The sequence below is a fragment of the Streptococcus sp. Marseille-P6264 genome, from assembly GCF_902460355.1.
Classification (GTDB): Bacteria; Bacillota; Bacilli; order Lactobacillales; family Streptococcaceae; genus Streptococcus.
On sequence record NZ_CABPTO010000001.1, the window covers coordinates 1 to 13204 of the forward strand.

The window sequence follows — 13204 nt, forward strand, 5'->3', positions numbered from 1 at the left end:
GTTATAAATGGTTATTTTTGCCTAAAGTAATTGCACTTTATATTGGTTACTGTATATTGTCATATTTAATTGAAATTACTTTTAACTTAAATAATGAAAAATACGAAATTTTGGATTTTTCTACAAATCACCTCTATCAATTAAATTTCATACCAACTTTTTTAATTATTTTTAGTCTTGTTATACTATTTAAGTTTACTAAGTTAAAGTGGTTGAAATTTGTTTACAATTATCTTTCAGATATTAAATTTCCAAATAAGTTTAATTATTTTTTGTTGTCGCAAATACTATTATCTTTGATACTAACAGATACTCATTTACCTAAAGTTTTTTTGAGTACAAATTTATTAAATCAGGTAAAAAATACTGAAGCAATAGTATATGGAGATTATCATTTTTTTCTAATTACTACATTGCTTATCTATTTATCAATTTTTGGAACATTAATTTGTTATACTATTATTAAGGGTATTAAAGACTTTAGAAGAAATAAATCAAGTTGTTTTTTAGCTAGTACGGCTAGTTTGATACTTGCTATTATTTTTAATTGTGTCATCCAAGGAACTTTAGGAAGAGGGGTATTATTTTTGGGATACTCGCTTTTACCTGGAGCGATGGGGTTCCAAATTTTTATTTTCTTTTTACTATTTTTTAGCCTGTATTTAATTATAAATCAATTTTGGGTAACTACTAATCTTATTATTATAATTGGTGGTATTTTTTCTTATTCAAATTATATAAAATTTTCAATGCGAGGTGAGCCAATTTTACCAAGTGATTTAATATGGATGTTAACTCCAAAAGATTTATTGAGTTTTGTTGATAAATCCTTATTATCTTACGCTATATTTATTATATTAATTGTATTTCTAATTTTATTTGTTTTAAGAAATTATTTATTTATAGGAAAAATTATTCATTCATTAAAAATACGTTTTATCTGGTTGAGTACGATAGTTTTGATTTTCCTATGTATTTTTGGAATTTTTATAAATAAAAGAAATGGGAAAGTTATATCGAATATACCGATAATTTCTATACTAAATAATTTTCAAGATATAACTTGGTTAGGAAATACAAATAACGCTAGATATAAATCATTAAGTTATGTATGGATAAGTCAGATTACAACAGACATAATGCAAAAGCCAGAAGGTTACACAGCTGAAAAAATCAGAGCAATAGAAAAGAAATATTATAATTTAGCTGTTGAAATGAATCAAGAACGCACTGAGAGAATTGAGAGTCAAACTGTTATTTATGTATTAAGCGAGAGTTTTTCTGATCCTTCACGTGTAGAAGGTGTAAACTTGACTCAGAACCCAATACCAAATATCTATCAAATTAAAGATCAGGTAACAAGTGGTTTAATGAAATCGGATGGTTATGGAGGAGGGACTGCTAATATGGAATTCCAAGCTTTAACTGGATTACCTTTTTATAATATTTCACAAAGTGTATCTATTTTATATACGGAAGTATTTCCTAAAATGAACTATGTGCCGTCTATTAGTAATCTTTATTCACAGAGCAATCGAATAGCTATTCATTTAGCAGGAGCCTCTAACTATTCTCGAAATTATATTTATAATTATTTAAATTTTAAGGAATTTATTTCGATTAAAACAAATGGAGTGAAGATTCATAAGAAAGGAATAAGTCCTAGTGATGAGTCTACTTACAATATCGTATTAGATAATTTAAATAATAAAGAAGGTCAATTTTTCTCTGTGATGACTATGCAAAATCATGCTCCGTGGATAGAAGAAAATCCTACTGAACTTCAAGGAACAGGTATAGGGTTTAGCAATGAAGAAAATTCAAATTTAACTTTTTATACTCGCTTGCTCTACCACACAGACAATGCGACCAAGGAGTTTCTAGACAAGCTTTCTAAAATTGATAAAAAAATAACAGTAGTTTTTTATGGTGATCACTTGCCAGGTCTATATCCTCAATCAGCTTTTAAAGATCATCCCGAAAATCAATATTTGACAGATTACTTTATCTGGAGTAATTATGAGACACCTAAGTTGAACTATCCTTTGGTTAATTCTAGTGATTTTTCAGCCCTACTACTTGAGCAGACCAATTCGAAAGTATCTCCTTACTACGCCTTATTGACGGAGGTTCTTCATAAAGCTAGTGTAGACAAGAAGGCGCTGGATCCATCAGCTCAGGAAATTGCAGATGATTTGAAATTGATCGAATATGATATGGTTGGTGGCAAAGGGTATCTTTCGAAGGATTTCTTTGCTATACCAGCAAAATAAAAAATAGAATAGGTTTACCAATTCTATTTTTTATTATTTTATGCTAAACTAGTAGTAAGGGGGTGAAGATATGATAAAGATTTTTGGGAAAGTACGCTATCATTGGCAACCAGAAATGTCGGTGTTGGTGATTTATTGGTCTTTGTCAGTCATTCCAATTTTTATAGGACTGGCCTTGATGTACGAAAGCTCCAGTGTTCCGACTCTTGTCCTCTTTTCATTCTTTTTGTTTATGGTCTTACTTGCTATCGGTGTGCATAGATATTTCACGATTTATGATGACGGTATTTTGCGTATTATTACGGCAAATCCTTTCACACCAATTAAGATTGACATTTCAACGATTGAGAAGCTAGAAGTAACAAAGACGTCTATCACCCTTCATTTTACAGGGAAGAGTCGTAGCAGAACTTTCTGCATGCGGAAGTGGCCAAAAAAATATTTTGTCAATGCCCTAGCTTTAAATGATCATTTTAAAGGCGAGGTTGAACTAGTAGATAATCTGACTCTTCTAGATTATTTTGAAGTCTACTATGGCGACCAAGCCAAGAAACATTAATCTTTTAGTAGAGCTCGGGTTGGACAGTTTTTAATAGCTTCGAAGATCTCAGGCTGACTAGCAACCTCTTTTTCTAAGAGCTGGTCGTCTTGATAAAATTTGACAATGCCATTATCGTGATAATCAAAAAGATCTGAGTAGGTCTGGCAGAGTCCGCAAGCAATGCAACGTTCGGGAATGAGTGTAACTTTCATACTCATATTGTAATAAGATTTTTAGAAAAACTCAAGGAGGAAGTCATGGAGAAAGAACCATGGGAAGCAGATGTATATGATAATGGAGCAGAGAAATTGAATCGCAGAAAGAAAAGTCAGGCGAGTAAAGTTGATCGATGGCTGACAATATTAGCAGCTGTTTTTCTAGTGATGGTCATTGCTATGGCACTATTTTTCGCTTATCTATCTACTGGTGGAAGTAATAAAAAGACCGTTATGGATGGATTTTATGGCACTTCTAACGCAGCAGCAACTTCAAGTAGCAGTGCGGAGCAACCAGCTCCATCAGAGCAACCAAGTGAATCAGAAGAAACACCAACTCAGTCTTCAGAAGGTACTTTGACTGTTCAGCCTGGTGAAGGAGAAGCTGCGATTGCGGCGCGTGCAGGTATCTCTATTGCAAAATTAGAGCAGCTAAATCCATCACACATGTCTACTGGTTCTTGGTATGCCAATCCAGGTGATATTGTTAAAATTCAGTAGGAGTGGGTTATGAAACAGATTCAGATTGCGATTGATGGACCTGCTTCAAGTGGGAAATCCACTGTTGCAAAGATTATTGCCAAAGATTTTAATTATACCTATTTGGATACGGGTGCCATGTACCGCGCAGCCACTTATCTGGCTCTTCGAAATCATCTGACTGAAAATGACGCAGAGGAGATTGTGGCCTTGCTCGAGACTTATTCGGTTAGTTTTGGTCGTTCTGAGAGTGGTGAGCAGTTGGTGTTTGTGGGGGATGTTGATGTCACCCATCCGATTCGAGAAAATGAAGTGACAAACAATGTCTCTTGGGTTTCTGCTATTCCGCAGGTTCGGGAAAAATTAGTGGCCCTTCAGCAGTTGATTGCTACACAAGGCGGTATCGTTATGGATGGCCGTGATATTGGAACGGTTGTCTTACCAAATGCGGAACTGAAAATTTTTCTAGTGGCTTCGGTTGAGGAAAGAGCAGAGCGCCGCTACAAGGAAAATCTTGAAAAAGGGATTCCGGCTGATTTGGAAACGCTCAAAAAGGAAATAGCGGAGCGGGATTACAAGGATAGTCATCGCGAAGTATCACCTTTGAAACCAGCGGCTGATGCCATCCATTTTGATACGACAGGTATTGGAATTGCAGAAGTTGTCAAATTTATTGAAGAAAAAGCAAAAAAAATCATTGACAAATAAAAAGAAACTTGGTATGATGGTAGAGTTGAGAAAAGCAGAAGTGAGAACTTCTCGCCTTGCGACTAACGTTGTCTGGCTCTACAGGATTCAGTTTCAGTAATGAAATACTATCATGTAGTGCGGGTTTGCGTTAGCAGGTCCGCACTTGTTTTTCTCTAAAAATAAAAAAAGAGGTGAAAACCATAGCAAAACAAGACTTATTCATCAATGATGAAATTCGTGTGCGTGAAGTTCGGTTGATCGGTCTTGACGGCGAACAATTAGGTATTAAACCGCTTAGCGAAGCGCAATCTCTTGCGGATGAAGCGAATGTCGATTTAGTCCTGATTCAGCCACAAGCTAAACCACCTGTTGCGAAAATTATGGACTATGGCAAGTTCAAGTTTGAGTATCAGAAAAAGCAGAAAGAACAACGTAAAAAACAAAGCGTTGTCACTGTGAAAGAAGTACGTCTCAGTCCTACCATTGATAAAGGGGACTTTGATACAAAACTTCGTAACGCACGCAAGTTCCTTGAAAAAGGAAATAAAGTTAAGGTATCCATTCGCTTTAAAGGCCGGATGATTACCCACAAAGAAATCGGGGCTAAGGTCTTGGCAGACTTTGCTGAAGCAACTCAAGATGTTGCAATCATTGAGCAAAAGCCTAAGATGGATGGACGTCAAATGTTCATGCAAATGGCACCGATTAGTGACAAAAAATAAACTGTCAGAAAGTTAAATAAAGGAGAAAAAATCATGCCAAAACAAAAAACACACCGCGCATCAGCTAAACGTTTCAAACGTACAGGTTCTGGTGGACTTAAACGTTTCCGTGCTTACACTTCTCACCGTTTCCACGGAAAAACTAAGAAACAACGTCGTCATCTTCGTAAAGCATCTATGGTGCATTCAGGAGATTTCAAACGTATCAAAGCAATGCTTACAGGTCTTAAATAAGAGATTTTGTGACAATTATCTAGGAAATATTTGGAGGAAATAAAACATGGCACGTGTTAAAGGTGGCGTTGTATCACGCAAACGTCGTAAACGTATTTTAAAATTAGCTAAAGGTTACTATGGAGCAAAACACATCTTGTTCCGTACTGCAAAAGAGCAAGTAATGAACTCTTACTACTATGCATACCGTGACCGTCGTCAGAAAAAACGTGACTTCCGCAAATTGTGGATTACTCGTATCAATGCGGCAGCTCGTTTGAACGGACTTTCATACTCACAATTGATGCATGGTTTGAAATTGGCTGAGATCGAAGTAAACCGTAAAATGCTTGCTGACTTGGCTGTTAACGATGCAGCAGCTTTCACAGCTCTTGCAGATGCAGCTAAAGCAAAACTTGCTAAATAAGAAGATAAAAAGTTGAAACGATGTTTCAGCTTTTTTCTTGTTAGGGTGACAATCACCAAGTGTTTTAGTATAATATAGTGAGAATGGATGGAGGAGTGGATGATGATGTCAAATCGGTTAGCTTGGGATGAATATTTTGCAGCACAGGCTCTTTTGATTGCCAATCGTTCGACCTGCAAACGCGCCAAGGTCGGAGCGGTTTTAGTCAAGGATAATAAGGTCATATCGACCGGCTACAATGGCTCTGTTTCAGGAACGGAGCACTGTATTGACCATGAGTGCTTGGTCATTGACGGGCATTGTGTACGGACCTTGCATGCGGAGGTCAATGCTATCTTGCAAGGAGCGGGGCGGGGTGTTCCTAAGGGTTTTACGGCTTATGTGACGCATTTTCCTTGCCTCAACTGTACCAAGCAACTGCTTCAGGTCGGCTGCAAACGGGTGGTCTATATCAATCAATATCGCATAGATGACTATGCTCAATATCTCTACAAGGAGAAAGAGGTGGAATTGGTTCATCTGCCACTCGATGATGTCAAGAAGGCCATCGCTCAGACGGATTTGGTTTAGGCGAGAAGTTCTGGAGGTAAAAGGAGAAGGTAGATGAATGATAAATTGGCAGCCGCTTGGCAATATTTCTTTGAAGGACAGTTAAATAAGGCCGAAGAACTAGAGCAGCAGCTGGAAAAAGATTCCTTTAGCCGCTGGAATTTACGGGCCTATCTAGCTGTAGAAAGGCAGGATTATCAGAACGCTTTTGCAAATTTAGAGGCTTATCTGAATCAGGCTCAGAAAGAAAGTGATAGAGAAAATGAGCATATCTCTTATCATCAGCTAGGTTATGTTGCTAGATCTGCGGGAGATTTTTGTCAAGCTTTAGAGTGGATTGAAAAAGAAGCTGCTTTCCTAGCGAAGTATTTCCCAGATGACCATTATCGTCAATCAGTTAATCTCTATGAGCTAGGTTATCTAAATCTTAAATTAGGCAGGTTGGCTCAAGCTCAGGATTTTATGCAAAAGTCATATATCTATTCTATGGAGTCAGATGATGTGGTAAATCATGCATGTAGTTGCCGAGGCTTGGGTGAAATTGCTCAAGCTTTTGGAAATCTACAAGCAGCAAGATCCAACTTTGCGGCTGCGATTAGACTTTTTGACCAAGCTGGTGATGCTATCGGTAAGGCGGAAGTTGAAGAGTTGTTAGCAAGCTGCCCTTAGTTTATCATTGCAATAAAGCTATAGTTTCTGATTATAGCTTTTTCTATTAAAAAAATTCTGAATTTTTTAGGGAAAAGTGGTATAATGAGAAAGTTATATAGTCCCGATAAGGTGGTAGTTATTTCTATCAGTGCTTTGTAACTCTATAACAATTTATTTAAGGGGGGACATTTCTATGTCAGAACGTAAACTTTTCACGTCTGAGTCTGTATCGGAGGGACATCCCGATAAGATTGCAGACCAAATTTCCGATGCTATTTTGGATGCTGTCTTGAGTCAGGATCCAGATGCCCATGTGGCTGCTGAAACAGCAGTTTATACGGGCTCAGTTCATGTTTTTGGTGAAATTTCGACCACAGCATATGTAGATATAAACCGTGTGGTTCGTGATACCATTGCAGAGATTGGCTACACCAATACAGAGTATGGATTTTCAGCCGAGACAGTCGGTGTGCATCCATCTTTGGTGGAACAGTCGCCAGATATTGCTCAAGGGGTCAATGAAGCATTTGAGGTTCGAGGAAATGCTCAAAAAGATCCGTTGGATTTGATTGGAGCTGGTGATCAAGGCCTTATGTTTGGCTTTGCGGTGGATGAAACGCCAGAGCTCATGCCATTGCCTATTTCTCTTAGCCACAAGCTGGTGCGTCGTTTGGCAGAACTGCGCAAGTCAGGTGAATTGTCTTATCTACGACCAGATGCCAAATCTCAGGTTACGGTCGAATATGATGAAAATGACCGTCCAGTGCGTGTGGATACAGTAGTTATTTCTACCCAGCATGATCCTGAAGTCAGCAATGAACAGATTCATCAGGATGTTATCCAAAAGGTGATTGCTCAGGTGATTCCAAGCGAATACTTGGATGGTCAGACCAAGGTCTTTATCAATCCTACTGGTCGCTTTGTTATCGGTGGCCCGCAGGGGGACTCTGGCTTGACAGGACGTAAGATTATTGTGGATACCTATGGTGGCTATTCTCGCCACGGCGGTGGTGCCTTCTCTGGTAAGGATGCAACCAAGGTCGATCGCTCTGCGTCTTACGCGGCGCGTTATATCGCTAAAAATATCGTAGCTGCTGGCTTGGCTAAGAAAGTAGAAGTGCAGTTGGCCTATGCTATTGGCGTAGCTCGGCCCGTTTCAGTCCGCATTGATACTTTTGGAACAGGAGTAGTTTCTGAAAGCAGACTTCAGAACGCTGTCCGCCAAATCTTTGATTTGCGTCCGGCAGGTATTATCCAAATGTTGGATTTGAAACGCCCAATTTATCGCCAAACAGCTGCTTATGGTCATATGGGTCGAACAGACATCGATCTTCCTTGGGAACGCACAGACAAGGTAGCTGCGCTCCAAGCGGCTTTGCAATAAAATAGTAGTCCTCGGTTTAAACTGAGGGCTTTTTTGTCTAGGAAAATGGATAAAACTATGATATAATAAAGAGTAATACCGTGAAAGAGCTAAATTTTAAAACATGAAAAAAATTGTAATTAATGGTGGTCGCCCTTTAAAAGGAGAGGTGACTATTAATGGTGCTAAAAATAGTGTTGTGGCCCTTATCCCAGCTATTATTTTAGCTGATAATGTTGTTACTTTAGATGGTGTACCGGCGATTTCGGATGTTGATAGCCTCATCGAAATCATGGAAATCATGGGAGCGACTGTCAAGCGGTCTGGAGATTGCCTAGAGGTTGATCCTAGAAACATCAAGAATATGCCGATGCCATCTGGTAAAATCAATAGTCTACGAGCTTCTTATTATTTTTATGGAAGTTTGCTAGGCCGCTTTGGAGAAGCGACAGTTGGGCTTCCTGGAGGCTGTGACCTTGGTCCTCGTCCGATTGATCTCCATCTCAAGGCTTTTGAAGCGATGGGCGCTCATATGACCATGGAAGGCAATTATATGAAATTGTCAACGGGTGGCAAACGCTTGGCTGGAGCTAGTATTTACATGGATACCGTTAGTGTCGGTGCTACGATTAATACGATGTTGGCAGCAGTCAAGGCTGAGGGGCGTACGGTGATTGAAAATGCGGCGCGTGAGCCAGAAATCATCGATGTAGCTACGCTACTTAACAATATGGGAGCTCATATTCGTGGGGCTGGGACTGATATTATCACGATTGAAGGTGTAGACAGCCTTCATGGAACGCGCCATCAAGTGATTCCAGATCGGATTGAAGCTGGGACTTATATTTCTTTGGCGGCGGCAATTGGACAAGGTGTCCAGATCAATAATGTCCTTTATGAACATTTGGAAAGTTTCATTGCTAAGCTAGAGGAAATGGGTGTGCGCATGACCATTTCAGAAGACAGCATCTTTGTAGAAGGGCAGAAGGATTTAAAGGCTATTAACATCAAGACTTCTCCTTATCCTGGTTTTGCCACTGATTTGCAGCAACCGATCACTCCACTCTTGCTGACAGCTCATGGTCATGGAAAAATCCTTGATACCATCTATGAGAAACGAGTCAACCATGTCGCTGAATTGGCAAAAATGACTGGTAAAATCTCAACCGCTAGCAATCAAATCGTCTATGAAGGACCAAATCAACTGCAAGGTGCTTCTGTCAAAGCAACGGATTTGCGTGCAGGTGCAGCCTTGGTGATTGCTGGTCTGATGGCACAGGGTCGAACAGAGATTACCAATATTGAATTTATTTTACGCGGTTATTCCAATATTATTGAAAAATTAAGAAGTCTGGGTGCTGATATCCAGCTCATCGAAGAATAAGCGTTCATCGCTTATTTTTTATAGAGGAAGCCTATGAATTTGTGGACACAGTTAGCAGCTTTTTCTTTTATTGAAACGGAGCATTCGTTTTTACGGCCGATTCTTTTTGGAGATGCAGAATCCCTTTATAAAATTGCTTCCAATCCGGATAATACCGAGTTTATTTTTCCGACTGAAAGTAGCTTGCAGGAAAGTGAATATGTTATCGCCAATTATTTTATGAAAAACCCTTTGGGAATTTGGGCAATTTGTGATAAGGCAACGAATGAAATGATTGGTTCCATTAAATTTGAGAAAATGGATGAGATAAAAAAAGAAGCGGAGCTAGGATATTTTTTGAGGAAGGACTATTGGGGGCAAGGCTTGATGACTGAAGTTGTCCGTGAATTGGTTTTTCTTTCCTTTACGACATTCGACTTTAAGCGTCTGACCATCATCACGCATGAAGAGAATATTGCTAGTCAGAAAGTTGCACTGAAAGCTGGTTTTAAGCTCTTCCGTCAGTTTAAGGGGAGTGACCGCTATACGAGAAAGATGAGAGATTACACCGAATATCGCTACGAAAAAGGAGATTTCAATGAGTAAACACCAGGAAATTTTGGCTTATCTTGAAAATCTTCCAATTGGCAAGCGGGTCAGTGTTCGGAGTATTTCAAATTACTTAGGGGTCAGCGACGGAACTGCCTACCGAGCGATCAAGGAAGCTGAAAATAGAGGAATTGTCGAGACCAGACCTAGAAGTGGAACGGTTCGAGTCAAGTCGAAAAAAGTTGTTTTAGAGCATCTGACCTACAAGGAAATTGCGGATATTACTGGTTCAGAGGTGCTTGCCGGTGAAAAAGGACTAGAAAAAGAATTTAACAAGTTCTCTATCGGAGCTATGACCGAGCAAAATATTCTACGCTACTTAAATGAAGGCGGCCTTCTTATTGTCGGCGATCGGACGCAGATTCAGATTTTGGCTCTTGAAAATGAGAATGCCGTGCTGGTAACGGGAGGTTTTGAAGTCGATCCAGAGGTTTTAAAACTGGCCAATCGTATTGAAATTCCCGTCCTAAGAACCAAGCACGATACCTATACCGTGGCGACCATGATTAACCGTGCCCTATCCAATATCCAGATTAAAACAGATATTTTAACAGTAGAGCAGGTTTATAGAGCTAGTCACGAATATGGTTTCTTGCATGACACAGATACCGTTCGTGATTATCTGGACTTGGTTCGTCGTAATCGGACCAGTCGTTTTCCAGTCGTTAATCAGCATCAAATGCTAGTTGGTGTCGTGACCATGCGGGATGCGGGAGATAAGTCTCCTTTGACCACCTTGGACAAGGTGATGACTCGCAAGATCTTCATGACTGGACTGTCGGCGAATATTGCCAATATCAGTCAGCGCATGATTGCAGAGGATTTTGAAATGATTCCGGTGGTACGTAGTAATCAGACTCTCCTTGGAGTGATTACACGTCGGGATATTATGGAAAAAATGAGCCGTTCTCAGATTTCTAGTCTACCGACTTTCAGTGAGCAGGTGGGCCAGAAGCTTCATCGGCAAGAGGATATTTTTTCTTTCACTGTCGAGCCTTTCATGCTGGAGCAAAATAGGGTCTTGGCTAATGGCGTCTTGACGGAAATTATCACTCGGATTACGCAGCAGTTGATGACGACGAATAGCCAGAGCTTAATCGTTGATCAGATGATGATTCATTTCTTTCAGGCTGTTCAGATTGATGATGTCCTGCAGATTCGGCCACGTATTATTCATCAGACGCGGCGAACAGCAGTGATTGACTACGATATCTACTTAGATTCGCTATTCGTTGCTAAAGCGACGATTACTGTAAAAATTAATTAGTAAAGAGGTTATAATGATTACTATAAAATCACAACGTGAAATTGATTTAATGGACAAGAGCGGAGATTTTCTGGCTTCTGTTCATATCGGTCTGAGAGACTTGATCAAGCCAGGTATTGACATGTGGGACATTGAAGAATATGTCCGCAAGCGCTGTAAGGAAGACAATGCTTTGCCCCTTCAGATTGGCGTAGAGGGCAGCGTTATGGATTATCCTTATGCGACTTGTTGTTCTCTCAATGATGAGGTGGCCCACGCCTTTCCTCGCCATCAAAAATTGGTAGAAGGTGATATCATCTGTGTGGACATGGTTGTCGGCCTAGTCGACAAGGCTGAATTGGACGTATCTAAGCTGGACTTTAACAATGTAGAGCAGATGAAGCAATATACAGAAAGCTTCCGTGGCGGTGTCGCAGACTCTTGCTGGGCTTATGCTGTTGGACAGGTTAGTCCAGAAGCTCAGCAACTCATGGATGTGACTAAGGAATGCCTCTACCGAGGGATTGCAGCTGCAAAAGTTGGTAATCGCATTGGAGATATTGGTGCAGCCATTCAAGAATACGCTGAAAGCCATGGCTATGGAGTGGTGCGTGATTTGGTTGGTCACGGGGTTGGCCCAACCATGCATGAGGAGCCAATGGTACCGCATTACGGACGTGCAGGACGTGGCCTGCGCCTGCGGGAGGGAATGGTTCTGACTGTCGAGCCAATGATCAATACAGGTACATGGGAAATTGACACGGACTTTGAAACAGGTTGGGCGCATAAAACCCTTGATGGCGGTCTTTCTTGCCAATATGAGCACCAATTTGTCATTACCAAAGATGGTCCTGTGATTCTAACCAGCCAGGGAGAAGAAGGGACTTATTAAGCATAGAGGGCTGGGCTTGTCCCAGCCTTTTTGAATAGGAGAGAGATGTGACAGGATTCATCAAGAAGATGAGAGAAAATGAATTTCTCAGAGCTTTTTTCCATTTTTATCAGGCATCGGAGGCAGATATTACCAGTATTGCTGTGGCCTACTATTTTCTGATTTCGATTTTTCCCTTGTTATTGATTGCGGCAAATATTCTGCCCTATTTTCAGATTCGGTCAGATGAGCTTTTAGTTGTGCTGAAAGACTTACTGCCGGAGTCATTGTATCTGACGATCTCCAAGGTTGTCCGAGATGTGCTGACCAAGCCTTCGACAGGTTTGCTGAGTATTTCTATCCTATCTGCCCTCTGGACTTTTTCCCAGAGTATGACTTTTCTGCAAAAGGCTTTTAATAAATGCTATGGTACGAAGCAAGGGCGGGGTCTTATCTGGGAGCGGATCTTTGCTTTTATCATGAGTCTAGGTTTGCAAGTCCTACTAGGCTTGTCGCTCGTTCTGACCCTATTCGGTCGAATGCTGGTTGGGATTCTTTATAATTTCTGGCAGTTTGACCGTGGCCTCTACCAGCAGTTGCTGACCATGACAGAGCCTACGATTTATCTGATGCTCTTTCTTTCGCTGATTCTGCTTTATTTTTCTTTACCCAATGTGAAAATTCCCAAAATCCGCTATGTCCTACCCGGTGCGACCTTAGTTCTTGTTATCATTTATAGCCTCATGAACCTTTTTACTGTTTATATTGAAGCTTATCTGGATCGCTTTTTAGATGTGCGTTTTGTCGGCTCAGTGGTAGTTGTGATTATCATGTTTTGGTTTATCCTGATTGCCAAGGTGCTAATCGTCGGTGCCGTCCTCAATGCAAGTATCCAAAGTCGTTTTGTATCGCACTTTGAAAGCCGTAGTGGTGAGCTTATTTTGAGATTTGATGACGAAGGACAAACAGATACGGATACAGATGTATAGTA

16 protein-coding genes and 1 other annotated feature are annotated in these 13204 nt (G+C 40.1%); of the genes, 15 read left to right on the forward strand and 1 reads right to left on the reverse strand.

The annotated features are described in order from the left end of the window. Positions 1-2273, forward strand: a 2273-nt coding sequence (locus tag FZ941_RS00005) for an LTA synthase family protein (RefSeq protein ID WP_187418359.1), incomplete at its 5' end; no start/stop codon positions are given. 70 nt (positions 2274-2343) lie between these two features. Next, complete coding sequence (locus FZ941_RS00010) at positions 2344-2832, forward strand: EbsA family protein (protein WP_111694566.1); 489 nt, start codon at positions 2344-2346, stop codon at positions 2830-2832. Here the strand turns inward: FZ941_RS00010 and FZ941_RS00015 are convergent. Next, positions 2829-3026, reverse strand: a complete 198-nt coding sequence (locus FZ941_RS00015) for a ferredoxin (RefSeq protein WP_316246065.1) — start codon at positions 3024-3026, stop codon at positions 2829-2831. The genes FZ941_RS00010 and FZ941_RS00015 overlap by 4 nt on opposite strands. Before the next feature lie 45 nt (positions 3027-3071). On the opposite strand from FZ941_RS00015, the gene FZ941_RS00020 reads away from it, so the two are divergent. The 13 genes from FZ941_RS00020 (at position 3072) to FZ941_RS00080 (ending at position 13202) form a co-directional block, all read left to right on the forward strand. Continuing rightward, positions 3072-3530 (forward strand): SAG1386/EF1546 family surface-associated protein, encoded by a 459-nt coding sequence (locus tag FZ941_RS00020; RefSeq protein WP_148886351.1) that lies wholly within the window; start codon positions 3072-3074, stop codon positions 3528-3530. Positions 3531-3539: 9 nt separating this feature from the next. After that, positions 3540-4217 (forward strand): (d)CMP kinase, encoded by a 678-nt coding sequence (gene cmk / locus FZ941_RS00025; protein WP_148886352.1) that lies wholly within the window; start codon positions 3540-3542, stop codon positions 4215-4217. Between the two features lie 26 nt (positions 4218-4243). Continuing rightward, positions 4244-4374: a sequence feature (ribosomal protein L20 leader region), on the forward strand. A 16-nt stretch (positions 4375-4390) separates the two neighbouring features. After that, positions 4391-4921 carry a translation initiation factor IF-3 gene (infC, locus tag FZ941_RS00030; RefSeq protein WP_015604487.1) on the forward strand — a complete coding sequence of 177 codons (531 nt, stop codon included), beginning with the start codon at positions 4391-4393 and terminating at the stop codon, positions 4919-4921. Positions 4922-4954: 33 nt separating this feature from the next. Continuing rightward, positions 4955-5155, forward strand: coding sequence for a 50S ribosomal protein L35 (rpmI, locus tag FZ941_RS00035; RefSeq protein ID WP_146566150.1), 201 nt, complete (start codon positions 4955-4957; stop codon positions 5153-5155). Positions 5156-5201: 46 nt separating this feature from the next. Beyond that, complete coding sequence (gene rplT / locus FZ941_RS00040; protein ID WP_005590588.1) at positions 5202-5561, forward strand: 50S ribosomal protein L20; 360 nt, start codon at positions 5202-5204, stop codon at positions 5559-5561. Between the two features lie 102 nt (positions 5562-5663). Then, positions 5664-6131, forward strand: coding sequence for a cytidine/deoxycytidylate deaminase family protein (locus FZ941_RS00045; RefSeq protein WP_148886858.1), 468 nt, complete (start codon positions 5664-5666; stop codon positions 6129-6131). Positions 6132-6164: 33 nt separating this feature from the next. Then, a complete protein-coding gene (locus FZ941_RS00050) occupies positions 6165-6779 on the forward strand; it encodes a tetratricopeptide repeat protein (protein ID WP_148886353.1) in 615 nt (204 codons plus the stop codon). A gap of 175 nt (positions 6780-6954) precedes the next feature. Then, complete coding sequence (metK, locus tag FZ941_RS00055) at positions 6955-8145, forward strand: methionine adenosyltransferase (protein WP_148886354.1); 1191 nt, start codon at positions 6955-6957, stop codon at positions 8143-8145. A 103-nt stretch (positions 8146-8248) separates the two neighbouring features. Then, entirely contained in the window at positions 8249-9508 is a 1260-nt protein-coding gene (locus tag FZ941_RS00060; protein WP_148886355.1) for a UDP-N-acetylglucosamine 1-carboxyvinyltransferase, read from the forward strand. A 33-nt stretch (positions 9509-9541) separates the two neighbouring features. Further along, positions 9542-10093 carry a GNAT family N-acetyltransferase gene (locus FZ941_RS00065; protein WP_148886356.1) on the forward strand — a complete coding sequence of 184 codons (552 nt, stop codon included), beginning with the start codon at positions 9542-9544 and terminating at the stop codon, positions 10091-10093. Beyond that, positions 10086-11363, forward strand: coding sequence for a CBS-HotDog domain-containing transcription factor SpxR (gene spxR, locus FZ941_RS00070; RefSeq protein WP_148886357.1), 1278 nt, complete (start codon positions 10086-10088; stop codon positions 11361-11363). The genes FZ941_RS00065 and spxR overlap by 8 nt, the downstream gene beginning before the upstream one ends. Before the next feature lie 13 nt (positions 11364-11376). Then, positions 11377-12234, forward strand: coding sequence for a methionyl aminopeptidase (locus tag FZ941_RS00075; protein WP_148886358.1), 858 nt, complete (start codon positions 11377-11379; stop codon positions 12232-12234). Positions 12235-12281: 47 nt separating this feature from the next. Beyond that, positions 12282-13202: a YihY/virulence factor BrkB family protein gene (locus FZ941_RS00080; RefSeq protein WP_148886359.1), complete on the forward strand. Its 921-nt coding sequence runs from the start codon at positions 12282-12284 to the stop codon at positions 13200-13202. Positions 13203-13204 lie beyond the last annotated feature (2 nt).

Bases quoted from the DNA above. Each gene is read 5' to 3' on its own strand.
- FZ941_RS00010 (WP_111694566.1), top strand. From the start codon at position 2,344: ATGATAAAGATTTTTGGGAAAGTACGCTATCATTGGCAACCAGAAATG.
- FZ941_RS00015 (WP_316246065.1), bottom strand. From the start codon at position 3,026: ATGAAAGTTACACTCATTCCCGAACGTTGCATTGCTTGCGGACTCTGC.
- FZ941_RS00020 (WP_148886351.1), top strand. From the start codon at position 3,072: ATGGAGAAAGAACCATGGGAAGCAGATGTATATGATAATGGAGCAGAG.
- cmk (WP_148886352.1), top strand. From the start codon at position 3,540: ATGAAACAGATTCAGATTGCGATTGATGGACCTGCTTCAAGTGGGAAA.
- rpmI (WP_146566150.1), top strand. From the start codon at position 4,955: ATGCCAAAACAAAAAACACACCGCGCATCAGCTAAACGTTTCAAACGT.
- rplT (WP_005590588.1), top strand. From the start codon at position 5,202: ATGGCACGTGTTAAAGGTGGCGTTGTATCACGCAAACGTCGTAAACGT.
- FZ941_RS00045 (WP_148886858.1), top strand. From the start codon at position 5,664: ATGATGTCAAATCGGTTAGCTTGGGATGAATATTTTGCAGCACAGGCT.
- FZ941_RS00050 (WP_148886353.1), top strand. From the start codon at position 6,165: ATGAATGATAAATTGGCAGCCGCTTGGCAATATTTCTTTGAAGGACAG.
- metK (WP_148886354.1), top strand. From the start codon at position 6,955: ATGTCAGAACGTAAACTTTTCACGTCTGAGTCTGTATCGGAGGGACAT.
- FZ941_RS00060 (WP_148886355.1), top strand. From the start codon at position 8,249: ATGAAAAAAATTGTAATTAATGGTGGTCGCCCTTTAAAAGGAGAGGTG.
- FZ941_RS00065 (WP_148886356.1), top strand. From the start codon at position 9,542: ATGAATTTGTGGACACAGTTAGCAGCTTTTTCTTTTATTGAAACGGAG.
- spxR (WP_148886357.1), top strand. From the start codon at position 10,086: ATGAGTAAACACCAGGAAATTTTGGCTTATCTTGAAAATCTTCCAATT.
- FZ941_RS00075 (WP_148886358.1), top strand. From the start codon at position 11,377: ATGATTACTATAAAATCACAACGTGAAATTGATTTAATGGACAAGAGC.